We start from the raw sequence: 22,902 nt of genomic DNA on the forward strand, positions 1-22,902 counted from the left end.
CGCGTTAGCCCCACTGCCAGCGTCGCAGTGGGCAGGGCTCCGCCGGAACGGTGGCAGCCCCGTCCACGGTTCAGCCCCTGCGGCGCTCAGCCGGGTCGTACGCGAGAAGGAACTCCCGCAACCCCGCGAGGTCATCGGTGTTGATGTGGTCGACGTCGGCCGCGAGCAGCTCACGCCACACCGCGTTCCGAGCTTCACCCGCTACGTCCGGGGTGGCCCAGAACCGCACCCGGTAGCCGGCGGTGTGTGCCTGCGACACGATGCGGTGGAGCTTCTCCCGCTCGGCGACGGGCATGGCGCCGACTCCCTGCCAGGTGAAGTTCTTCGTCCAGTTGTCGCTGACGAGCGGCATGAACGTGGCGGGGGCACCACTGCCGAGATCGCTCAGCCGCCCGTCGTACCCGGCCCGCCGGATCCGCTGGGCGAGCATGTCCTCACGCGGCCGGTTCCCGCTGATGACCACCTCGACCGCGCCACGTCGTTCGTGACCGTTGACCCACTGGGTGAGCATGGGACGGAACTCGCGCAGCGCCTCGTCCACGGCCTTGTAGGTCGCCGGACCGTCGCTCTTGATGTCGACGAGCAGCTGGAAGGAACCGCGCCAGTGCGGGTAGACGCGGCCCCCGTTCGCACGCACGATCTGGGCGAGCGGTTGGAGGTAGAGACTGCGCAGCGTGCGGCCCGGCCGTGTGCCGGCCAGGTCGTGCGCCACGCGAAGTTCGCCGTCGACCAGCCACACGTCGGCCTCCACCGACGTGAACCCGCGGTCGCGGGCGTCGGCCAGCGGGCGGTCGTGCTCGTAGTCGTTGTGCGCGTGCGCACGTTCGAGCGGCTGCACTCGGCCTGGCGCGGCAACAGCACCCGGCAGCGGGCTCGCCACGACGGTCACGAGCAGTGCCAGCACAACGGACAACGTCGATCGCTTCATCGAATTCCCTTCTCTGCGTCCACACGCGAACCCGCGCCGGCGCGAGTGGTGTGCACGCACAGTGTCTAGCCGCCGCTGATGGAAAGAGTGCTTCTTCCGGGCGAACACCACTCGACGCGGCGGCAACCAGCTCGCACGCGCGTCAGAGATGAGGACCGGGACCAGTCAAGCGACCTCACGCCAGAACGGCACGCTGATCGCCGCCCGTTGTCCGCTGACCGAGGTGGCTGCGGCCATAGGGCTTTCCGAGTCCTCCGCTCGAACCGCGCTCGGAAAGATCCTCCTCGTGCCGCAGGCGGGCGAATTCACTCAAAGGTTTGCTCAGGCGAGGAACTTCCGCAGGTGGGTCAGGAGGACGTCGGGGCGCTCCTCTGGGATGAAGTGGCCGCAGTCGGGAATCTCGGTGCCTGTGACGTCATCGGCGTACCGGCGCCAGATGTCCGGGGTGGGCAGCTGCGCGGGCAGTCCGACCGAACCCCACAGGACCAGGTGGGGCATGGTCAGGCGACGGCCCGCCGCGGCGTCCTCGTCGTCGAGGGCGAGGTCGGTCTCCAGGGCGCGGTAGTCGTCGAAGCTGGCACGCAGCGCGCCGGGGCGGGAGAACGCGCGCACGTAGGCGTCGACGGCGTCGGGAGCCAACCCGTGGCGGTTGTGTGTCCAGCGTTCGAAGAAGTGCTCCAAGTAGGCGCGGATGTTGTTGCCCACCAACAGTTCGGGCAGGTCGGGCTGCAGGTGGAACAGCCAGTGCCAGTAGCCTGCGGCCATGGACGCGTCGAGGCGAACATCTCCCGCGTGGGGACGACGTCGGGCACGGCGAGCCTGTCAACCTGGCCGGGGTGGTCCAGGGCCCAGCGGTTGCGACGGCCGACCTTCGTGCGCGTGACGTAGCCGCCTTCGATCAGGTCCGTGAGGATGAGTTGAACCGCACGGCTGGTGATGCCGACCTGCCCGGCGATCACCGGCAGCGTTTGGTCGGGATCGGAGGCAAGGCACAGCAACACGTGCGCGTGGTTGCTCAGGAACGTCCACGCCCCCAGCGGCGCGATCCGGTGCGAGGACCGGCCGGGCCTCAGCCGGCGGTGCCCTCCACCAGCCCGGTCGCGAGCAGCACGACTCCGGCCGAACCGATCAGCGCTGTGATGGAGGCGGCCCTGGCGGCGTGGGGTCGTTGTCCGGCCTGGGCCACGCCGTGGACGGCCGTGGCTGCCATGACCACGACGAACAGGAGCAGCTTCGCCGCGAGCACCCGGCCGTAGCCGGGGTGCAGGAGCGAGGCCCAGGTGACACCGTGGCGGCCGGCCAGCAGGATGCCGGTGGTGATCTGGACGGGCAGGAACACGGTCGCGGTGATGACCGCGAACCGCTTGCCCACCGCTCGCAGCACGTCGGCTCGATCGGTCGCGGTGAGTGCCCGGCGCGCGGGTGGGAGGACGACGAGGGTGATGGTCAGCTGCCCGCCCACCCAGATGATGGCGCCGAGCACGTGGAGGAACCGGACGACGGTCCAGATGTCGATCACTGGTGCTCCGTGACGGTGAAGAGGCCGTGGGCGCCGTTCTCGGCGTGGCGCATGTCGTGGTCGACGAAGGGGTAGCGGCCGGGCTCGGGGAAGGTGAGTTCGACGAAACCGCCCTGGGCCGGTGCCAGGTCCAGGACCTGGGCGCCGCCGGCGGTGTCCGCCGGGCGGAGCGGCCAGGCGCCTTCCCGGTAGACGGTGTCGAACTGGGCGCCGACGACGTGGAAGGCCGTGGTGTCGCCGGGACCGGCGTTGACGAGCCAGATCCGGACGCGCTCGCCGGTGCGGGCGGTGAGCGGGGCGTGGTCGTACTGGGCGGCCATGCCGTTGAACATCCACCCGTCGGGTCGTCCGTCGCGGATCTTGCCGGCCTGGGCGTCGCTGCCGGGTGCTCCGAGGTAGAGCTGGGAACTGATGAGGAGGTACTCGCGGTCCACGGCCGGCAGGCCGGGTGGGTCGATGATCACCGCTCCGTACATGCCGTTGGCGATGTGCTGGGACATCGGCATGGTGCTGCAGTGGTAGAGCCAGGCCCCGGCGCGGTGCGCGGTGAACCGGTAGACCAGGCGTTCGCCGGGAGCGAGAGTGCGCATCGGCCCGTCGGGGGCGAGGGCTCCGGCGTGGAAGTCGATGCCGTGGCCCATCGTGGTGTCGTTGATCAAGGTGATCTCGAACTGGTCACCGACCCTGCCGCGCAGAGCGGGACCAGGTGCGGTTCCGGCGAAGGTCCAGCGTCGCTCACGTCGTCCGGGAGCCACCTCCAGGTCCTGCTCGGTGGCGCGCAGCTCGACGCGATGCGTTGTGCCCGCTGCCGGAGCCAGCGTGGCGTCACGTGACTTCCATCCGGACGAGGGACTGGCTCCGGGATCGAGCGCCGCGGTGTCGTCGCGGCTGTCCGGTTCGGCCGGGGTGTGCTGATGGCTGCCGTCGAGCCGGATGGTCATGGCCATGCCGGCGGCCCGGTGTCCGGCCACCGTGCACCAGGCACGCCGGTCACCGCTGACCTGTCCGACGTCCAGCAGCGCGGTCTCACCCCTGGCGAGCAGCGGTGTGCGCTCTCCGCTGTCCAGGCGCAGATCGTGCGGCATCGCCTCCTGATTGGTCACGCGCAACACCAGACGGGTTCCGGACGGAACGCTCACCGTGTCCGGTCGCACCCGCATCCCGCTCAGCGTCACGTCGACGGTGCGCGCTTCGCCTGGGACGGCGGCCGTGTTGCTTTGCCCGCTGGTGGCCAGCGCGACGGCGACCACGACAACGACCAGCCCCGCCAGGACACCGGTGGTGGTGCCCCGAGGTTGCGCCTGGCCGGGTTCGGAGTTGAGCACACCGTTCCGTGCCGCCGGGACCGCTACCCGCAAGGCCAGGACGAGGAAGGCCGCGACGCTGACGGCCGCGAGAGCCCAGCCGATCTGGTGCACGGGGGCCGGTCGGCCGAAGACGATCAAAGGGATCGCGACGTTGGTCGCGACTGCCCTCGTCCGCCAGCCGCGGGAAAGGATCTCGGCGATCGCCTTGTGCTCCGCCGGACCACGTCCCAGCACGACCGGCAGCAACCAGGTCAACGCGCCCACGAGCACCTGTGCGGTGAAGCCCACCGCCAGGACGGGCAACACGGTGCCGATCACCTCGGGCAGATCCTCCACCGTCCCGGCGAACAGCAGCTGGACGGCGTCGAACAGCACCGCGACGCCCAGCCATCCCGTGCCGGCCGCGAGCATCCACGCCGCTGGCCCACGCGGCCGGCTCCACAGTGGAATGATCGCGACGACGATTCCCGCCGCGTAGCAGAGCAAACCGGCTGCGGTCACCCACACGTTCGCGGTGAGCACGCCGCCGGTGGCGACGACCAGTCCCCCCGCCAGCACCGGCAGGGAACGACGGGCGGCCGTGATGGTGCCCTGGTGGATCCGGGAGCCCGTTGTGGTCGGCCACAGGGTGAACAGCGTGCCCAGCACCGACAACCCGATCCAGCCCAGCAAGGTGAGGTGCACGTGCGCGGCCCACAGCCGGGCGTACCAGTGGGCGGCGCCGGCGGCCAGACCGGCACCTGACGCCGCCCCGGCGACCAGTGCGGCGCTCGCGGCGCCGTAGAAGCCAGTGAGGTAGCCGAAACGTCCTGGCAGAGCGGTCTTCCTCAGCCGCAGCAGGTGGATGGTGTGCACGGCGGCGATCACGGCCACCGCCGTCCCTCCGACGCCGGCGAGCACCGCCACGTCGGTCGTGACTCCCACGAGCGCGAAGACAACGGACAGGTTCAGTGCCGTCAGTCCGAACGCGAGCCTCCGCGGCGACGGCCCCGGCACTCGGCACAACGTCACGACGAAGTGCTCCGACCAGATGACTATCGCGTTGGTGACCGCTCCGAGCAGCAGGGCGTGCAGCGCCACCCAGGCCGGCACGTGGAACGCGTCGTGCAGGGCCAGGAGCATCACGGCCAGCGCCAGCCAGGCGAGCACGACGACGTTCGCCCACACGAACACGCGCCCCCGCACCCCGCGTCCGCGCGGTGGCGTGCTGTTTTCCTTCACACGTCCAGGGAACTCGCTGATCGTCGCGTCCAGTAGGGACGTTGGTCCTGTCGGGAACCGGGCCCTCTCCCCTGCCAGGCCGACCGCGAGTCGCTGACGATGAATCCGAGCCCTGCTGACCGGTGGGCCGCACACGACCGCGCGAATGACGAGCTGAGACGCCGATGACTTCACGACACCAGATCGCCGACAGAACAGCTGCCACCGACCAGCAGAGCTCGCCGCCGTCCACCACAGCCGGACGACGGACGTTGATGCTGAGCCTGACCACGGCCGGGTTCGCGATCAACTTCTGGGCGTGGGCGCTGCTGAGCCCGCTCGGGCCCCTGTTCAAGGACTCGCTGGGGCCGAGCGCGTTCGAGCAGGCCCTGCTGGTCGCCGTCCCGGTGGTGGTCGGCTCACTCGGGCGCATCCCGGTGGGCGCCCTGACCGACCGCTTCGGCGGCCGCGTGATGTTCCCGGCGATCTCGCTGATCACGATCGTGCCGGTGCTGTTCCTCGGCCTGGCCGGGCACGGCTCGCTGACCGCGCTGCTGGTCGGCGGGTTCTTCCTGGGCCTGGGCGGCACGGCGTTCGCCGTCGGGGTGCCGTTCGTCAACGCCTGGTTCCCGCCCGAGCGGCGCGGGCTGGCGATCGGGATCTTCGGCGCGGGCATGGGTGGCACCGCGATCAGTGCTCTGACCACCGTTCGCCTGGTCGACTCCGGCGGGGTGGCGACGCCGTTCATCGTCACAGCGGTGGTGCTGGCGGTCTACGCGGTCGTCGCGGCGCTGCTGTTGCGTGACGCTCCAGGACGGACGGTGCCCACCGAGTCGCTGACGCGCCGCCTCCTGGACACCGCTCGGCTGCCGGTGACCAGGCACGCATCACTGCTGTACGCGGTGGCGTTCGGCGGGTACGTCGCGTTCTCGGTCTACCTGCCCGCCTACCTGAAGACCGCGTACGGACTCACCCAGTCCGACGCGGCGAACCGGATGGCCGGGTTCGTGCTGCTCGCGGTGCTGATGCGCCCGGTCGGCGGCTGGTTGTCCGATCGGATCGGGCCGGTGCGGGTGCTGACGGCGGCGCTGGGCGTCGTGACCGCCGGGGCCGCGGTGCAGGCGTTCACTCCGCCCCTGATGCCGCTGGGCACGATCGCGTTCCTGTCGATGGCGGCCGCGCTCGGTGCGGGCAGTGGCGCGGTGTTCGCTTTGGTCGCACTGCTGGCGCCGGGGACGAAGGTCGGCTCGGTGACCGGCGTGGTCGGTGCCGCGGGCGGCCTGGGCGGGTTCGTCCCGCCGCTGGTCATGGGCGCCCTCTACGGCGCGTTCGACTCCTATGCGCTCGGTCTGGCGGCACTGGCGGTGGTCGCTGCGGGCACGCTCGCCTTCACCCTCACCGTCGTGCGGCGCTCGCTGCACGACGCGGTACCGGCGAGGTCGTGACATGTGTGAGCCCTGCGGCTGTCAGGTCCTGCCCGCGATCGCGGAACCGACCGGGGAACACGATCACGTCGTCAACCTGATCAGCCGCGTACGCGCCGCACACGCCGCCGATGACCTCGCCACGACGGCGCGTCTGGCCATCCAGATCTCGGCGGTGCTCGGCCCTCACACCGTCGTGCGCCCTGTCGATCAACCGCAGCCGCGACGACCGGCTCGGCAGCCGAGCGCCCAAGGCGCGGATGGGAGCGTGTGCGGTGACCGATCACCCCGCTGTGTCCTCGGTCGGTGATCTCGGCCCGGAGTTGCTCGCCCAGGCCCGCGAGCACGCGTCCCGTCGTGCGGCGCGCACTCTGGTGTCCGGGTCCTCGCAACGCGTCACGCTCATCGCGTTGACCGAGGGAGCCGAACTCGCCGAGCACGACTCGCCGCCGGCCGCGACTCTCCACGTGATCACGGGAAAGGTGCGACTTCACACCCACGACGACGAGTGGGTCCTGGAAAACGGCCAACTCGCGGTCATCCCACCGCAGCGACACGGGTTGACCGCACTCGCGGATGCCGTCGTCCTGCTCACCGTCGCCCTCCGTTGACCAGTGGTCAGGCGGAGGGGCTGACCGAAGAGCGCATGCGTCGTCCGGTGACCTCCTCCACCTGAATGCGGACGAAGTGGTCGCGCCGTCCGTTCGCCCACTGCTGCAGCCACGTTCCGGAGATCTCCGTCGAGCTCGTCGGCTTGGAAGGCGACGACGGAGTTTCCTGTCACGGCGGCTAGCTTCGCCCCACCGGCCACCCGGATCACTGGCCGACCCACCTCGGCGCGGGAACGACCGCTCCGCTCGTCGCACCCGGCGGAATCCCGACCGGGGTGCTGGTCGTCGCGAACAGCCCCGGCCGCCGCGGCTTCGACCACCGGGACCTGAACATGCTCGCCTCGTTCGCTTCCCAGGCCGCGCTGGCCCAGCGGCTCGCCGCGCACCGCGCCGACGCCGACGCCGAGTGTGCGCCGCAGGCTCACCGACGTCATCCACGACGCCACCGATCCCCTCGGCTTCACCCCGGCCCTGCGTTTCGACGGCCCGCTGGACGCCCTCGTTCCCGACGACATCGCCGCGGACCTGATCGCCCTGGTCCGCGAAGCCCTGTCCAACACCGCCCGCAGCGGTCTGGCCAACCTCCGCACCCGCGCCGAGAAGCACAACGGAACGCTCACGATCGACAGCTCAGCGGGTCGCGGCACCACTCTCATGCGGACCGCACCACTGCCGGAGCCGGACCAGGACGACAACGCCCGGCAGGCGCCGCGCCTGCCGGCAGTGTCCAACGACCCTGACCTGGCAGGGCGTCAGGCCGTGGCCGACCGGTTCTCGACCCGGTCACCGCTCGTCGGTCGCCCCGTGACCTCGATGTCGCCCCGTGCAAGAGGCCAGCGGGCCTCAGGGACAAAGGCCTGCGGGATGCGGGACGTTCGACTGCTGAGTGGACAGTGATTTCCCATGATTCTTGGTGGTGCCTGACCGGTCCCCGCCTTCGTGGTTCTGGTGTCCGGATTGGCTGACGTCCAGCCGGATCCACTCGAAGGAGCTGCGTGCCCGTGTCCCCCCTTCCTGACCCCGCAGGGCTTGGGAACGACCACGTTCCCGGCCACGGTGCGCTGCTCGGCGTCCGGCGTTTCCTGACCAAGGAGACGGTCGGCGACCACGGACGGACCCTGCACCAGATCGACTCTGGTGCCTGGGAATCGTTCTACCGCGACCGGTGGAGCTACGACCGCGTCGTACGGTCCACCCACGGCGTGAACTGCACCGGTTCGTGTTCCTGGAACGTCTTCGTCAAGGACGACCTGATCACCTGGGAACACCAGGCGACCGACTACCCGACCACGGGTCCGGACAGTCCGGACTACGAACCGCGGGGATGCCCTCGCGGCGCGTCGTTCTCCTGGTACGAGTACTCGCCCTCCCGCGTGCGGCACCCCTACGTGCGCGGCTCGCTGATCACGATGTTCCGTGCCGGTCTCGCGCGGTTCGGCGACCCGGTCGCGGCGTGGGCCGACATCGTCGAGGATCCCCGCAAGGCGGCTGTCTACAAAGGACAGCGTGGTCGCGGCGGTTTCGTACGCGCCTCCCAGGACGAGGTGACCACCATGGTCGCCGCCGCGCACGTGTACACCACCAAGACCTACGGACCCGACCGCGTCGTCGGGTTCTCCCCGATCCCGGCGATGTCGATGGCGTCCTTCGCGGCGGGCACCCGCTACCACGCGCTGCTGGGCGGCACGTTGCTGTCGTTCTACGACTGGTACGCCGACCTGCCGATCGCCTCGCCCCAGGTGTGGGGCGACCAGACCGACGTCCCCGAGGCCGCGGACTGGTGGAACGCCACCTACCTGGTCATGTGGGGCTCGAACATCCCGGTCACCCGCACCCCGGACGCGCACTTCCTCGCCGAGGCCCGCTACCGCGGCACCAAGGTCGTCGCCGTCAGCCCCGACTACGCCGACAACGTCAAGTTCGCCGACGACTGGCTGGCCCCGCACCCCGGCACCGACGGGGCGCTGGCGATGGCCATGGGGCACGTGGTGCTCACCGAGTTCTTCGCGAACCGGCAGGTGCCCTACTTCACCGACTACGTGCGGTCCTACACGGACCTGCCGTTCCTGGTCACCCTGCGGGAGCGGGAGCCGGGCGTGTACGTCGCCGACCGGTTCCTCACCGCCGCCGACCTCGGCGACGACGACCCCGGCGCGCAGCACAAGACGGTGCTGCTCGACGACGCGTCCGGCGAACCGGTGGTGCCCGGCGGCTCACTCGGGTTCCGCTACGGCCCCGAGGGTGAGGGCCGGTGGAACCTCGACCTCGGCGGCGTCGTGCCCGCGCTCGGCGTGCTCGACCACGCCGGCGGGCAGGTCGCGGTCGACCTCGCGCGGTTCGACGTCGGCGAGACCGAGGGCGGGGCCACCATGCGCCGCGGAGTCCCCGTCACGCGCGTCGGCGACCAGCTCGTCACCGGCGTCTTCGACCTCGTCATGGCCCAGTACGGCGTGCGGCGCAGTGGCCCGGACGGCGATCTGCCCGGCGAGTGGCCCACCGGTTACGACGACGCGGAATCCCCGCACACGCCGGCCTGGCAGGAGCGGATCACCGGCGTGCCCGCGGTGCTGGCGGCCAAGATCGGCCGCGAGTTCGCCCGCAACGCCGAACGCAGCCGCGGTCGCTCCCTGATCGCGCTCGGTGCCGGCGCGAACCAGTGGTTCCACTCGGACATGACCTACCGCGCGTTCATCGCACTGGTCACCCTCACCGGCTGCCAGGGCGTCAACGGCGGTGGCTGGGCGCACTACGTCGGTCAGGAGAAGGCCCGGCCGATCACCGGGCAGCAGCACATGAGCTTCGCCTTCGACTGGCAGCGGCCGATGCGCCACCAGGCGAGCACACCGTTCTGGTACCTGCACACCGACCAGTGGCGCTACGAGAAGGTGCCCGCCGACGAGCTGGCGTCCCCGCTGGGGCAGGGCCTGCTGGCGGGCATGACCTTCGCCGACACCGTCGCGGCCGCCCAGCGGATGGGCTGGTCACCGGGCCACCCGGCGTTCGACCGCAACCCGCTCGACCTCACCGACGAGGCCGCGGCCGCAGGTGTGAGCACGGCCGAGCACATCGTCGCCGAACTGCGCGCCGGGCGTCTCAAGGCCGTCGCGGACGACCCCGACAACCCCGCGAACTTCCCGCGCTGCTTGACGTTGTGGCGGGCCAACCTGCTCGGTTCGTCCGGCAAGGGCAACGAGTTCTTCATGAAGCACCTGCTCGGCGTCGACTCCCTCGCTTCGGCAGAGGAGTGCGGGCCGGACGAGCGGCCCCGGGACGTGGCGTGGCGGGACGAGGCGCCGGTCGGGAAGCTCGACCTGCTCACCGCGATCGACTTCCGGATGACCAACACCGGCCTGCACGCCGACGTCGTGCTGCCCGCGGCCACCTGGTACGAGAAGCACGACATCTCCACCACCGACATGCATCCCTTCGTGCACGCGTTCTCCCCCGCGGTCGACCCGCCGGCCGAGGTGAACACCGACTACGACGCCTTCCTCGCGATCGCCGACAAGGTCAGCGAACTGGCGGTCACCCACCTCGGGACTCGCCGCGACGTGCTTGCCGCGCCGCTGCAGCACGACACTCCCGATGAGCTGGTGACACCGCACGGCCGGGTGCGGGACTGGAAGCGCGGCGAGTGCGAGCCGGTGCCGGGCGTGACCATGCCGAAGCTGGTCGAGATCGAACGCGACTACACCCTCATCGGCGCGAAGATGCGCGCCGTCGGCCCGCTGCTGGACAAGCTCGGCACCACGACGAAGGGCATCACGGTCGACGTCACCGCCGAGCTCGAGTACCTGCGCCACCAGAACGGCGTCGTGGCCGACGGCCCGTTCGCGGGCAGGCCCTCACTGTCCACAGCGGACCGGATGTGCGAGGCGATCCTCGCCCTGTCCGGCACGACGAACGGCCGTGTGGCGCACGAAGGCTTCCTTCAGCTGGAGAAGCGCACCGGGCAGCGGTTCACCGACCTGGTCGAGGGCCATGAGACCGACCACGTCACCTACGCGGCCACGCAGGAGGCGCCGCAGCCGGTGATCACCAGTCCGGAGTGGTCCGGCTCGGAGACGGGCGGGCGCAGGTACTCGCCGTTCACCATCAACGTCGAACGCCTCAAGCCCTGGCACACCCTCACCGGCAGGCAGCACTTCTTCGTCGAGCACGACTGGGTCGCCGAGCTCGGCGAGCACCTGCCCGGCTACCGGCCGCCACTGAACATGGCGCGGCACTTCGGCAAACCCGGCGACGTGGCCGACGGCGGTGTGACGGTCCGGTTCCTCACCCCGCACGCGAAGTGGTCGATCCACTCGATGTACCACGACAACGAGCTGATGCTCGCGCTCTCGCGCGGTGGGCCGGTGATCTGGATGAGCGTGGAGGACGCCGCGAAGATCGGTGTCGCCGACAACGACTGGGTCGAAGCCGTCAACCGCAACGGCGTGATCGTGGCCCGCGCGGTGGTGAGCCACCGGATGCCCGAGGGCACGGTATTCCAGTACCACTCGCCGGAACGCACCGTGAACGTGCCCAAGACCGAGAAAACCGGCCGCGGCAAGGGAAAGCGCGGCGGCTACCACAACTCGATGACCCGGCTGCTCGTCAAGCCGACGCACCTCGCGGGCGGCCATGCCCAGATGACCTACGCCTTCAACTACTACGGCCCCATCGGCAGCCAGCGCGACGAGATCACCGTCATCCGCCGCCGCACCCAGGAAGTGGAGTACTGACATGCGGATCCGCGCCCAGGTGGCCATGGTGATGAACCTCGACAAGTGCATCGGCTGCCACACCTGTTCGGTGACCTGCAAGCAGACCTGGACCAACCGCGAGGGCACCGAGTACGTCTGGTTCAACAACGTCGAGACCAAGCCCGGCATCGGCTACCCCAAGCACTACGAGGACCAGGAGCGCTGGAAGGGCGGCTGGAAGCTCGATGCCAAGGGGCGCCTGGTGTTGCGCTCCGGCGGCCGGGTCAAGCGGCTGTCCCGGATCTTCGCCAACCCCGACCTGCCGACGCTCGAGGACTACTACGAGCCGGCGACGTTCGACCTGGACGTCCTCGTGTCCGCCCCCGCCGGGCTAACCGACACCCCGGTCAAGCAGCCCCGATCCGCCCTCACCGGCGAACCGATCAGCCTCGAGTGGGGCGCCAACTGGGAGGACGGTCTCGGCGGTGCCCACGAGCGCGCCGCCACCGACCCGAACATCACCGCGATGGCGCCCGAGGCGGCGGCCCGGGTGAAGTTCGAGTTCGAGAAGACCTTCATGTTCCACCTGCCGCGCATCTGCGAGCACTGCCTCAACCCCGCCTGTGTCTCGGCGTGCCCGTCGGGCGCGATGTACAAGCGTGAGGAGGACGGCATCGTCCTGGTCGACCAGGACCGCTGCCGCGGCTGGCGCATGTGCGTGACCGCCTGCCCCTACAAGAAGGTCTACGTCAACCACGCCACCGGCAAGGCGGAGAAGTGCACCTTCTGCTTCCCGCGCATCGAAGCCGGGCAGCCCACCATCTGCTCGGAGACCTGCGTCGGACGGCTGCGCTACCTGGGCCTGGTCTTCTACGACGAGGACGCCGTGCTCGCCGCCGCATCGGTGCAGGACGAGCGGGATCTGCTCGCGGCACAAAGGAAAGTGTTCCTGGACCCGCACGCCCCCGAGACCGTGCGCCTGGCCACCGAGGCCGGGCTGCCGCAGGAGTGGGTGCTCGCCGCTCAGGCGTCGCCGGTGTGGCGGCTGATCAGCGACTACCAGATCGCACTCCCCCTGCACCCGGAGTACCGCACCCTGCCGATGGTCTGGTACGTCCCGCCGCTCTCCCCGGTGCTGGACGCGGTCGGCGCCGCGGGCCGCGACGACACCGATGCCGACGACGTCTTCCACACCATCCGCGACCTGCGGATCCCCGTGGAGTACCTCGCCGAGCTGTTCACCGCGGGGGACGCCGACGCGGTGGCCGGTGTGCTGATGAAGCTCGCCGCGATGCGTTCCTACATGCGGGCCAGGACCCTCGACGGCACCGTCGCCGAGGAGCTGTGCGAGGCGGTGGGCATGTCGGGCACGGAGATCGAGGCCATGTACCGGCTGCTCGCGATCGCCAAGTACGACGAGCGTTACGTCATCCCCGCCGCCTACGCCAAGGACGCCGCCGCGCTGGAAGCACAAGCAGCATCCACTTCGGACTGCTCGCTGGACTGCGCCGGTGGTCCCGGAATGACGGAACCCGCCGCAGCCGAAGGGTTCCACCTCGTGGCCGACGGCGACCAGATCCGTTCAGGACGGAGAAGCCTGTCCACCCGCCGCAGCGACGGCAGGCTCGGCCTGTCCATCGACCCGGCCGGGGAGCGGTCATGACCGAGCAGTCCACAGTGGCCGGAACCGACAGATCCCGGCTGTTCGGCCTCGCCTCGACACTGCTCACCTACCCGGACGCCGCCCTCCTGGCCGCGGGGGACGAGTTGCGAGCCGCCGTCGGCGAGATCGAGCACGACGACGTGCGGACGCGACTCGAGGCATTCCTCGACTGGTTCCTGACCACCGACGTGATCGAGGTCGAGACCCACTACGTGCACACCTTCGACCTGCGCCGCCGCTCCGGCCTGTACCTCACCTACTACCTGCACGGCGACACCCGCAAACGCGGGATCGCCCTGCTCACCCTCAAACAGCGCTACCGAGCCCACGGGTTGCGCCTGGCCCAGGGCGAACTGCCCGACCTGCTGCCGGTGGTGCTCGAGTTCGCCGCCATCACGGGCCCCGGCGACGGCGAGGCACCGCTGCGCCAGCACCGCCGCGGTGTGGAGCTGCTGCGCGCCGCCCTGGAGGAGAACGGGTCGCCCTACCGGCACCTGCTCGATGCGGTCGTCACCGCGCTGCCACCGCTGACCGAGAACGACCGGGACGCGATCCGGGCTCTTGCCGAGGACGGCCCGCCCGTGGAGTCCGTCGGCCTGGCGCCCTACGGCACCGATGTCGACTCGATCGGATTCGGCCCGACCCTCGGCGCTGACGCCGCCACCGATCTCAGCGCCGAACCGTGCGCGCACGCCCACCCTTCGATGGAGAGAGCCCGATGAACACGCTCGTCTGGATCGTCATCCCCTACGCGTGCCTGGCGGTGTTCCTCATCGGCCACGTGTGGCGATGGCGACGCGATCAGTTCGGCTGGACCACCCACACCAGCCAACTCCTCGAAAGCCGCATCCTGCGACTGGGCTCGCCGCTGTTCCACCTCGGTGCGTTCGGCGTCATCGCCGGCCACGCCATGGGACTGCTCGTACCCGCCTGGCTGACGGAGAAGATCGGCGTCTCCGAACACGTCTACCACGCGACCGCGGTGTGGGGCGGCACCATCACCGGCGTTGTGCTCGTCGTCGGTCTGTCCCTGCTCATCGCCCGCCGCTTCGTCAACGGCCGCGTCCGCCGCGTCACCACGACGATGGACAAGGTTCTCTACGTGGGACTCGCGGCGATGGTGGTGCTCGGCATGACGGCCACCGTCGGGACCAACCTGCTCGGCGAGGGCTACGACTACCGCGAGACGATCGCCGTCTGGTTCCGCGGCATCTTCTGGTTCTCCCCCGAGACGCACCTGATGACCGAAGCTCCGCTGGTCTACCAACTGCACGCGATCGGGGGCTTCCTGTTCCTCGCGCTCTGGCCCTTCACCAGGCTTGTGCACGTGTGGTCGGCACCGATCGCGTACCTGTGGCGACCCTACGTCGTCTACCGCACCCGCCGCGGGTCACCAACCCCTGCTGTGCCGGCACCGGCCGCAGTGCGAGACCGCGGTCTGCACGACCTCCGGCGCTGACCCCGACCACTTCCGTTGGACGGCCTCACCATGCATGCTCTCACCTTGCAGCACGTCCCGCCGGAGCTGATCGGCAGAACAGCCGGCGACGTACTGGTGCGACAACCGAAGACCTTGCCGGTCGACATCACCGTCGACCAGGCCCGCGCCTGCTTCACCGACGACCACGTCCACCTCCTCCTGCTCACCGAGTCCGGGCGTCTGGTCGGCACGCTCCTGCGAACCGACCTGGGCGACAACCTCGACGGCACCGACCTCGCGTTGCTCCACTCCCGCATGGTGGACCGCACGACTGCGCCGACCACGCCCGCCGAACAATCCCTCACGCTCCTTCGGAGGAGCGGGCAGCGTCGGCTTGCCGTGATCGACGACAACGGCACCCTGCTCGGCATGCTCTGCCTCAAACGCAGCCTGACCGGATTCTGCAGCGACGCCGACGTCGCCGCGCGGGCCGCCGAAAGGGCTGTCCGAACGAACGGCGCCGCGCGTGGTTGAGTGATCAGCCGACCGAGCCGGGTTCCCGCACGACGACGGTCGTGGCCACGTCCCTGCGCACCAGCCGGTCCCGACGGCTGGGTTCTTGCTGAAGTCAGACATCCGCACGGACTTCTTGACACAGCAGAAGGGCGCCGGACGGAGAGTCCGGCGCCCTTCTGCTGCTGTTGCTCTTACGACCTCCTTCCCCAGCGGAAGTAGGAAAGCGGCCCAGGCACCGCCTGGCCTGCTCGACATCCACACGAACATGCTTGGGTCATCCCCGGCCATCGAGGCACTTGTGGTCACCGGCAGCCCGCTCTCAGCTCCTCGGTGCGGTGTAGATCTCGTCGGGGAAGACGCTCACCGCTGTCGTCGATCGGGCCCCGCCGCGCAGCTTCCGCCTGTCTTCCCACGTCTCCAGTGAGCCCTCACCCAGCGGCGACACTCGACGCCGAACCACTCGCTGCGCCAAGAATCTCGAGTCAGCTGTCCCGAGAAGCCCTTCTTTCCGGCGTTGAGAGGTGCCAACGGCGCTCTCCACTTCAGCCGACAGCACCCTCCGGAAAGGGCGTGCCCGATGACACTGCTAGGTCGATCATCGCCTTCAGGATCGCCAGCGCCGAGGTGCTCCGGCCCGGTGCCGAGCAGACCGCGGAAGCCGAAGATCACCCGGCTCCGGCCCAACTGGCGACCGCAACGACGCAGGTCCTGTTCACCCCCTGCTCAAGCGGCAGCGCAGTTGCAGGTGCGGGAGTCCTGGCTGCGCCGACGAGCCGCACGTCGAGCAGTACCGTGCACGTTCCTGGGTAAACACCTGCGTTTTTCTCGGGACAACACAGATAAAATTGCACAATCGGCAGCGCCAGTGAACTCGACGAGCACAAAGGCACGTCCACACACACAAGAGACCTGGCTCATCGAGGACGAGGTGCCGCGCGTGCTGAGGCTGCAGCGGCTGGGGCACAAGCGCCGTTCCACGGACGAGCGGTACTCGCACGTGACCGAAGCCATGATCAGTCGAATGCTCGAACAACTCCAGCGCCGCTGGGAAGTGGACGGCGGGTGGTCCTGGATCATGGAAGGACCGGACGAAGCCTGGTGACCATCTGGGCATCGCGAGCGTTCGTCACTCGTGCTCCCGAACTGCTCCCAATCTGCGCGAACGCTTGGGCAGATGGAGCCGCTGAAGGACACCTGACCAGCCTGAACACGCTGGTGCGTCAGTAGACTTCAGTCGTTGAACACTCAATGGAATCCTCTGTAGACGGTTGGCAAGGTGGTGGTATGAGCCCGCGAACAGGCCTCACCCGCGTGCTGGACGACCTGGGCACCACGCTGATCGATCTCGTGCGTGGTGATCCGGGCCGTGCCACCGACATCGGCGGCGTGGTGATCCACGACCCGGACGACGACCAGGTGCTGCCGCCGTCCGCGCTGGTGCTGGGCGTCGGTGTGCGCGAACCCGCCCCGCTCCTGGCCCTGCTGGGTCAGGCCGGGGCGGCCGCGCTCGTCGTGCGCGGCCCGATCGTCCTCACCGCGGAGCTCTCCGAGGCCGTCGACGGCTCCGGCGTCACGCTGCTGGGCCTGGCGCCGGGTGCGTCGTGGACCCAGCTGGCCGCGATGCTGCGGTCGCTGCTGGCCGAGGGCGAGGTCGACCCGTCCGAGACGCTCGGCGGCCTGCCGGCCGGAGACCTGTTCGCGCTGGCCAACGCGGTGGCGTCGCTGATCAGCGCCCCGGTGACGATCGAGGACCGCAGCTCGCGGGTGCTCGCGTTCTCGGGGCGCCAGGACGAGGCCGACTCGTCGCGGGTCGAGACCATCCTGGGCAGGAAGGTGCCCGCGCGCTACACGCAGATGTTGGAGGCGCGCGGGGTGTTCCAGCAGCTCTACCGCAGCGACCAGCCCGTCTACATCGAGGGCCTGCGCGCCGACGACGGTTCGCTGTGCCTGCCCCGCCTCGCCGTGGCGGTGCGGGCGGGCGACGAGTTCCTCGGCTCGATCTGGGCCGCCGTCCGCGCGCCGCTGTCGCCGGACAGTTCCACCGCCTTCGGTGACGCGGCCAAGCTCGTGGCGTTGCACATGATGCGTCAGCGGGCGGGCGCCGACGTCGAACGGCGGCTGCGCGCGGACCTCGTCTCGACCGCGGTGGAGGGAGGCGCGGGCGCGGCGGAGGCGGTGCGGCGGCTGGGACTGGCAGACCAGGCGTGCGTGGTGCTGGCGTTGGCGCTCGCCCACTCGCACGGTGACGACCCGGCCGCGCACGCCCGGCTGCTGGCCGAACGGCAGCAGATCACCGACGCGCTCGCCATGCACCTGACGGCCGTGCATCCCCGTGCCGCGGCCGCGTTGATCGGTGACGTCGCCTACGCGATCCTGCCCGCGGAGTCGGACGACCGGGCCCTGCGGATCGCCACGGACTTCCGCAACCGCATCGGCAACCACGTGCTGGTGGGCGTCGGCGAGGTGTCCGACGGCCTGACGTTGTCGCGGTCGCGGGCCGGTGCCGACCTGGTGCTGCGGGTGTTGCGGGCCGGGCGCGCGTCCTGGTCGGTGGCACGGGTGTCCGATGTGCACAGCGAGGGGTTGTTGCTGGAGCTGTCGGACCTGATCGCCGAACGCGGTGACACGCTGACCGGGCCCGTCGCGCGGTTGATCGCGTACGACCGCAAGCACAGCGCGTGCCTGGTCGAGACGCTCGGCGCGTGGCTCGACGCCTTCGGTGACGTCGCCGCCGCGTCCGCCGCCGTTTTCGTGCACCCCAACACCTTCCGCTATCGGCTGCGGCGGCTGTCGGAGGTCGGGGAGATCGATCTCAGCGATCCGGACGCGCGGTTCGCGGCGATGCTGCAGCTCCGGCTGTGGCGGCCAGGTGGCGCCGCGCCAGGGCGATGAACTCCTCGGTCGACGGGTGCGCCGTCGCCGCCGGCCACGCCAGGTGCACGACGATCGGCTCGGCGTCGGTCAGCGGCAGGTAGGTCACGCCGGGGTGGGGGTGGTGGTGGCTGGTGCCGGCCGCCGTGACCCCGACCGTCGTGCCGGTCGCGATCGACGTGAGCCACTCGACCACGCCGGGGACGTCCACCGTGCGGGGGCGTGCTCCGGCCGGCCAGAGATCGGCACCGGTGGTCGCCGCCGTCTCGCACACCGCGACGCACTCGCCCGCGAGGTCGTCGAGCACCAGGGCGTCGCGGGCCGCGAGCGGGTGGTCGTCCGCCACCGCCGCGATCCGGGGTTCCTCGACGAGCGCCACGTGCCCCAGGCCGGTTCCGGCGGGTTCGGTGCGCAGGACCGCCACGTCCGCCTCACCGCGCCGCAGTGCCGCCTCCGGGTCGTCGGCCTGGCGGATGCGCACGAGGACGTCGGGGTGTTCGGCCCGCCACTCGCGCAGGAACGGGATCGTGAACCGGCCGAGCGCGGCCCAGGCGAAGGTCAGCCGGATCGGCTGCGGCTGGGCGGCTTCGGCCAGGGCCGAGTCCAGTGACGTGAGGATGCGGTGGCTGTGCTCCCACAGGCGCAGACCGGGCTCGGTCAGGGCGACGTGCCTGGTCGTGCGTTCGACCAGCCGCACGCCGAGGCGCCGTTCCAGCTGCTCGAGCGTGCGGGAGAGCGCGGGCTGCGTGACGTGCAGCGCCTGGGCGGCCGCGGTGATCGACCGGTGGTCGCCGATCGCGGCGAGTGCCCTCAGATGACGCAGCTCGACATTCATGACCACCGATCATAAGTGCTGCACGAACGGCATTTCTCACCTCGCGAGACCGCACCTAGCGTCGACGGCATGAGAATTCTGCTCGTTGGAGCGACCGGTCTGCTGGGCACCGCGGTGCACGAGGTGCTCGTCGAACGCAAGCACGACGTCGTGACCGTCGCACGCACCGGAGGCGACCTGCAGTACGACGTCACCGACCCGGCCCAGGTGGCCGATCTCTACCGGACCGTCGGCCAGGTCGACGCCGTCGCGTCGGCCGCCGGGCACGTGCCGTTCAAGCCGTTCGGTGAGCTGACGATCGCGGACTACCAGGCCGGGGTGACCGGGAAGGTGCTCTCCCAGGTCGCACTGGTCCGGGAGGGGCTCGCCCACGTGACGGAGTCGTTCACGCTGATCACGGGTGTGCTGGCGCGCGAACCGATCGTCACCGGTGCCGCCGCGGCGCTGGCCAACGGTGCGGTCGAGGCGTTCGTGCGCGCCGCCGCCATCGAGATCGCCCCGAAGCGCGTCAACGCCGTCAGCCCGACGGTCTTCACCGAGGCGCTCGACGTGTACGGCGACTACTTCCCCGGCATGAAGCCCGTGCCGCTGGCCGACGTGGCGCAGGCCTACGTGCGGTCGATCGAGGGACGGCAGACCGGGCAGGTCTACGTGCCCTGAACCTGGAGCCTGCCGAGGAGGCGGTCCACGAGGTCGGGCAGCTCCTGCGCCCCGGCGCCCTCCAGCCACAGCGCGATGCCCGTGCGGATCGTGGTGAGGAAGGTCGCCGCCATCAGCCGGGCGGCCTCCTCGTCCGGTTCGCGGAGGACGAGAACGGCGGCCAGGTCGCGTTCGAGCGCGACCTGGTCCCCTGCCTGACGTGCGAGCAGTGACGGGTGCCGGCGCAGCAGCCGGAGCTGGGCCATCCACTCGACGTCCGGCAGGGGCCGGACGCGGTAGAGCTCCGCCGTGGACGCGCGCAGCGCCTGCCAGGCGCCTTCACCGGCCGGACGCGCCTCGACCATGGCGACCAGCGCCCTGAGCCGCTCGCGGTCGGCGTCCAGCACGGCGTCTTCCTTGCTGGTGAAGTAGTTGGAGAACGTCCTGCGCGAGACCCCGGCCGCGTCCGCGATGTCCTCGACCGTCACCCCGTCCAGCCCGTGCTCCATCGCGAGCCTCAACGCCGCTCCGGCCAGCGACCGCCTGGTCACCGCCTTGTTGTGCTCCCGCCGCGTGGTGAGGGTCTCCATGCCGCTCAGCGTAGCGGGTGTAAGTTGCTCATTGCGCAAACTTGCACGACGCGCAAGAATTGCGGCGACGAAGGGGCGGGACGTGAAGATCGAAACTCGGGCGATGGGGCACCGCCAGGTGCTGGAGTCGCTGTCCGGACTGCTGCTCGCGCTGTTCGTGGCCATGGTCAGCTCCACGGTGGTGTCCACCGCGCTGCCGCGGATCATCGGCTCGCTGAACGGCACGCAGACGCAGTACACCTGGGTGGTCACGGCCACCCTGCTCACGGCGACGGCCACCACCCCGCTCTGGGGCAGGCTCGCCGACCTGTTCAACAAGAAGACGCTGGTCCAGGCCGCGATCGTGATCTTCGTGATCGGCTCGCTGCTCGCCGGCTTCGCCCAGGACACCGGTCAGCTCATCGCCGCCCGCGCGTTCCAGGGCCTCGGCGTCGGCGGCCTGCAGGCACTGGTGCAGGTCGTGATCGCCGCGATCATCCCGCCGCGCGAACGCGGACGCTACAACGGCTACCTCGGCGCGGTCATGGCCGTGGCGACGGTCGGCGGCCCGCTGCTCGGCGGCCTCATCGTCGACGTGTCGTGGCTCGGCTGGCGCTGGTGCTTCTGGGTCGCCGTGCCGATCGCCGCGCTGGCGTTCGTCGTGCTGCAGGCGACGCTGAAGCTGGAGACCGTGCGCCGCGAGAACGTGAAGATCGACTACCTGGGCGCCGGCCTGATCGCCGCGGGCGTGAGCGTCCTGCTGGTCTGGGTCTCGTTCGTCGGCAACTCGTTCGACTGGATCTCGTGGCAGACCGGCGCCATGGTCGGCGGCGGCCTCGTGCTGCTGGGCGCGGCGATCGCCGTCGAACTCCGGGTCGAGCAACCCGTCGTGCCGCTGCACATCGTCGTCCAGCGCACCCCGGCCCTGGCCATCATCGCGAGCCTCTCGGTGGGCATGGCGATGTTCGGCGGCGCGGTGTTCCTCGGCCAGTACTTCCAGATCGGCCGCGGCTACAGCCCGACCGAGGCCGGCCTGCTGACCATCCCGCTGATGGCGGGCGTGCTGCTGTCGTCCACGATCTCCGGCCGCCTGATCAGCCGTTCCGGCAAGATCAAGCCGTACATCGTCGCGGGCACGATCATCCTGGTGCTCGGCTTCCTCGGTCTCGGTTTCGTCGACCACGCCACCGCGCTGTGGATCGTCGGCGTCGCGATGGCCGTCGTGGGCATCGGCGTCGGCATGACGATGCAGAACCTCGTGCTGGCCGTGCAGAACAGCGTGCCGTTGAGCGAACTGGGCGCCGCTTCGGCGTCCGTCACGTTCTTCCGCTCGCTGGGCGGCACGATCGGCGTGTCGGTGCTCGGCGCCGTCCTCGCCAACCGCGTGACGGCGGACCTCTCCGCCGCGCTGCACGTGCCGGCGGGCCAGTCGACGGGCAGCACCAGCGCGCTGAACCTCTCCGCCCTGCCGCCCCAGGTGCAGACGATCGTGCACACCGTCTACGGCGACGCGACGGCGCACATCTTCCTGATCTCCGCCGCGGTCGGCGTGGTCGGCATCATCGCGGCACTGCTGCTCAAGCCGATCACGTTGCGCACGACGATCGATCTCGAGAAGAAGGAAGCAGACTCAGCGGTCGCACGATAACCGAGGAGCAACCATGAGCGCCGGCCTGAACAACGTCTTCCAGTCCACAGTGGACTGCTTCGGTCCCGCTCCCCTGCCGTCGTCGCGGACCATCATGGTCGGGATCGACGGCACCGACACCGCCATGCGCGCGGCCGCCGCCGCGTTCGGCCTGGCCCGCCGCCAGGGAGCCCGCCTGGTCGTCACGTTCGTGGCGTGCCAGTCGTCCCTGGCGGCGCTGAGCCCGGCCGTCGCCTCGGTGTTCGAGCACGAGGCGACGGCCCGGCTGCACGCCGAACTGAGCGACCAGGTCCGGTCGTCCGCCGAGGAGCTCGACGTGCCGGTGACGTTCGCGAAGGCGTTCGGCGACCCGTACACGGTGCTGCGCGACTCGGCGGACCAGTGCCAGGCCGACATGGTGGTCGTCGGGGCGTCGCAGCAGGCCGGGCACCGGTTCGCCGGGTCGGTGGCGACGCGGCTGATCAGGTCCGGTCACTGGCCGGTTCTCGTGGTGCCCTGACCGCACACCTCAGATCACACGAAGCTCGCACCGCGTCGCGACCGACGTGCTGCGCCGCGACCAGGCGTACGGCCGCAAGATGTCGGGCCTGCGGGACCGGTTGTACCTGCCGGAGGTCAGCCCGAAGACCGGCATGCTGCAGGAGTGGATGTCGCCGGACGACCTCGGCGAGACCACCCACTGGCACCTGTCGCCGCTCGTCGGCTGCTTCCCCGGTGACCGCATCAACCGCGACGACTCCCCGGCCGACCGTCGCGTTGCGTGCCACCGGAACCACCGTGGTCGCCGAGGTGCTCGACAGCACAGCCCACGACGACGGTGAGGGCTTCAGCCACGAGCTCACGCTCTGGATTCCGTCAGGCAGCGGTTTCGAGGTTCACCACCGTTGTGGCCACTACAGCGGCGAGCAGAGGCTCATGGTCCTCGTCGACCCCGTCGTTCGCACTTGGGCCGTCGTGCACTAGGGCCTGTATCGAAGTCTGGTTCGATGAGAGTCGCGCTTGAGGTGGTTCCTGGTGGTGCGGCCGGATGGCCCGCATACCGGTGTTGTATGTGGGCCATCCGGCCG

At 70.2% G+C, this 22,902-nt stretch carries 22 protein-coding genes; 15 read left to right on the plus strand and 7 right to left on the minus strand.

Annotated elements, in window-relative coordinates; genetic code table 11:
* Positions 1 to 70: 70 nt before the first annotated feature.
* The 4 genes from SK571_RS11105 to SK571_RS11120 all read right to left on the minus strand — a co-directional run bounded on the left by SK571_RS11105 (position 71) and on the right by SK571_RS11120 (position 4,975).
* The gene (locus SK571_RS11105) at positions 71 to 928 is read right to left on the minus strand and encodes a phosphatidylinositol-specific phospholipase C/glycerophosphodiester phosphodiesterase family protein (protein WP_319983949.1); all 858 of its coding nucleotides are present in this window, start codon (positions 926 to 928) and stop codon (positions 71 to 73) included.
* A 321-nt stretch (positions 929 to 1,249) separates the two neighbouring features.
* Positions 1,250 to 1,693, minus strand: a complete 444-nt coding sequence (locus SK571_RS11110; RefSeq protein ID WP_406601963.1) for an alpha/beta fold hydrolase — start codon at positions 1,691 to 1,693, stop codon at positions 1,250 to 1,252.
* A gap of 304 nt (positions 1,694 to 1,997) precedes the next feature.
* Positions 1,998 to 2,447 carry a hypothetical protein gene (locus SK571_RS11115; RefSeq protein ID WP_319983950.1) on the minus strand — a complete coding sequence of 150 codons (450 nt, stop codon included), beginning with the start codon at positions 2,445 to 2,447 and terminating at the stop codon, positions 1,998 to 2,000.
* Positions 2,444 to 4,975: a multicopper oxidase domain-containing protein gene (locus SK571_RS11120; protein WP_319983951.1), complete on the minus strand. Its 2,532-nt coding sequence runs from the start codon at positions 4,973 to 4,975 to the stop codon at positions 2,444 to 2,446. The genes SK571_RS11115 and SK571_RS11120 overlap by 4 nt, the downstream gene beginning before the upstream one ends.
* A gap of 254 nt (positions 4,976 to 5,229) precedes the next feature.
* Between SK571_RS11120 and SK571_RS11125 the strand changes: the two genes are divergently transcribed.
* Together SK571_RS11125 and SK571_RS11130 are read left to right on the plus strand one after the other, a co-directional pair.
* Positions 5,230 to 6,399 carry an MFS transporter gene (locus SK571_RS11125; protein WP_319984029.1) on the plus strand — a complete coding sequence of 390 codons (1,170 nt, stop codon included), beginning with the start codon at positions 5,230 to 5,232 and terminating at the stop codon, positions 6,397 to 6,399.
* A gap of 254 nt (positions 6,400 to 6,653) precedes the next feature.
* A complete protein-coding gene (locus tag SK571_RS11130) occupies positions 6,654 to 6,989 on the plus strand; it encodes a cupin domain-containing protein (protein ID WP_319983952.1) in 336 nt (111 codons plus the stop codon).
* 205 nt (positions 6,990 to 7,194) lie between these two features.
* Here the strand turns inward: SK571_RS11130 and SK571_RS11135 are convergent, their stop codons facing one another.
* Positions 7,195 to 7,323 carry a hypothetical protein gene (locus SK571_RS11135; protein WP_319983953.1) on the minus strand — a complete coding sequence of 43 codons (129 nt, stop codon included), beginning with the start codon at positions 7,321 to 7,323 and terminating at the stop codon, positions 7,195 to 7,197.
* Positions 7,324 to 7,397: 74 nt separating this feature from the next.
* Here SK571_RS11135 and SK571_RS11140 point away from each other — a divergent pair, with 74 nt between their 5' ends.
* From SK571_RS11140 to SK571_RS11175, 8 genes are all read left to right on the plus strand, one after another.
* Complete coding sequence (locus tag SK571_RS11140; protein WP_319983954.1) at positions 7,398 to 7,886, plus strand: sensor histidine kinase; 489 nt, start codon at positions 7,398 to 7,400, stop codon at positions 7,884 to 7,886.
* 104 nt (positions 7,887 to 7,990) lie between these two features.
* Positions 7,991 to 11,713: a nitrate reductase subunit alpha gene (locus SK571_RS11145; RefSeq protein WP_319983955.1), complete on the plus strand. Its 3,723-nt coding sequence runs from the start codon at positions 7,991 to 7,993 to the stop codon at positions 11,711 to 11,713.
* 1 nt (position 11,714) lies between these two features.
* Positions 11,715 to 13,337, plus strand: a complete 1,623-nt coding sequence (gene narH / locus SK571_RS11150) for a nitrate reductase subunit beta (protein WP_319983956.1) — start codon at positions 11,715 to 11,717, stop codon at positions 13,335 to 13,337.
* Positions 13,334 to 14,059, plus strand: a complete 726-nt coding sequence (narJ, locus tag SK571_RS11155) for a nitrate reductase molybdenum cofactor assembly chaperone (protein ID WP_319983957.1) — start codon at positions 13,334 to 13,336, stop codon at positions 14,057 to 14,059. The genes narH and narJ overlap by 4 nt, the downstream gene beginning before the upstream one ends.
* Entirely contained in the window at positions 14,056 to 14,796 is a 741-nt protein-coding gene (narI, locus tag SK571_RS11160) for a respiratory nitrate reductase subunit gamma (protein ID WP_319983958.1), read from the plus strand. The genes narJ and narI overlap by 4 nt, the downstream gene beginning before the upstream one ends.
* A 30-nt stretch (positions 14,797 to 14,826) precedes the next feature.
* Entirely contained in the window at positions 14,827 to 15,291 is a 465-nt protein-coding gene (locus tag SK571_RS11165; protein WP_319983959.1) for a CBS domain-containing protein, read from the plus strand.
* A gap of 919 nt (positions 15,292 to 16,210) precedes the next feature.
* Positions 16,211 to 16,375: a hypothetical protein gene (locus SK571_RS11170; RefSeq protein ID WP_319983960.1), complete on the plus strand. Its 165-nt coding sequence runs from the start codon at positions 16,211 to 16,213 to the stop codon at positions 16,373 to 16,375.
* A gap of 182 nt (positions 16,376 to 16,557) precedes the next feature.
* On the plus strand, positions 16,558 to 18,165 hold the full coding sequence (locus SK571_RS11175) for a PucR family transcriptional regulator (protein ID WP_319983961.1): 1,608 nt from the start codon (positions 16,558 to 16,560) through the stop codon (positions 18,163 to 18,165).
* On the opposite strand, the gene SK571_RS11180 is transcribed toward SK571_RS11175, so the two are convergent.
* The gene (locus SK571_RS11180) at positions 18,086 to 18,979 is read right to left on the minus strand and encodes a LysR family transcriptional regulator (protein ID WP_319983962.1); all 894 of its coding nucleotides are present in this window, start codon (positions 18,977 to 18,979) and stop codon (positions 18,086 to 18,088) included. The genes SK571_RS11175 and SK571_RS11180 overlap by 80 nt on opposite strands.
* Before the next feature lie 69 nt (positions 18,980 to 19,048).
* Between SK571_RS11180 and SK571_RS11185 the strand changes: the two genes are divergently transcribed.
* The gene (locus SK571_RS11185; RefSeq protein ID WP_319983963.1) at positions 19,049 to 19,639 is read left to right on the plus strand and encodes a short chain dehydrogenase; all 591 of its coding nucleotides are present in this window, start codon (positions 19,049 to 19,051) and stop codon (positions 19,637 to 19,639) included.
* Here the strand turns inward: SK571_RS11185 and SK571_RS11190 are convergent.
* The gene (locus SK571_RS11190) at positions 19,627 to 20,208 is read right to left on the minus strand and encodes a TetR/AcrR family transcriptional regulator (RefSeq protein WP_319983964.1); all 582 of its coding nucleotides are present in this window, start codon (positions 20,206 to 20,208) and stop codon (positions 19,627 to 19,629) included. The two genes, SK571_RS11185 and SK571_RS11190, sit on opposite strands and share 13 nt — an antisense overlap.
* A gap of 103 nt (positions 20,209 to 20,311) precedes the next feature.
* Here SK571_RS11190 and SK571_RS11195 point away from each other — a divergent pair, with 103 nt between their 5' ends.
* The 4 genes from SK571_RS11195 (at position 20,312) to SK571_RS11210 (ending at position 22,798) form a co-directional block, all read left to right on the plus strand.
* Positions 20,312 to 21,835 carry an MDR family MFS transporter gene (locus tag SK571_RS11195; protein ID WP_319984030.1) on the plus strand — a complete coding sequence of 508 codons (1,524 nt, stop codon included), beginning with the start codon at positions 20,312 to 20,314 and terminating at the stop codon, positions 21,833 to 21,835.
* A gap of 13 nt (positions 21,836 to 21,848) precedes the next feature.
* Entirely contained in the window at positions 21,849 to 22,334 is a 486-nt protein-coding gene (locus SK571_RS11200; RefSeq protein ID WP_319983965.1) for a universal stress protein, read from the plus strand.
* Positions 22,335 to 22,413: 79 nt separating this feature from the next.
* Positions 22,414 to 22,656, plus strand: coding sequence for a glycosyl hydrolase family 95 catalytic domain-containing protein (locus SK571_RS46350; protein WP_406601967.1), 243 nt, complete (start codon positions 22,414 to 22,416; stop codon positions 22,654 to 22,656).
* Complete coding sequence (locus SK571_RS11210; protein WP_319983967.1) at positions 22,550 to 22,798, plus strand: hypothetical protein; 249 nt, start codon at positions 22,550 to 22,552, stop codon at positions 22,796 to 22,798. The genes SK571_RS46350 and SK571_RS11210 overlap by 107 nt, the downstream gene beginning before the upstream one ends.
* Positions 22,799 to 22,902 lie beyond the last annotated feature (104 nt).

Source organism: Lentzea kristufekii (genome assembly GCF_033949925.1).
GTDB lineage: Bacteria > Actinomycetota > Actinomycetes > Mycobacteriales > Pseudonocardiaceae > Lentzea > Lentzea kristufekii.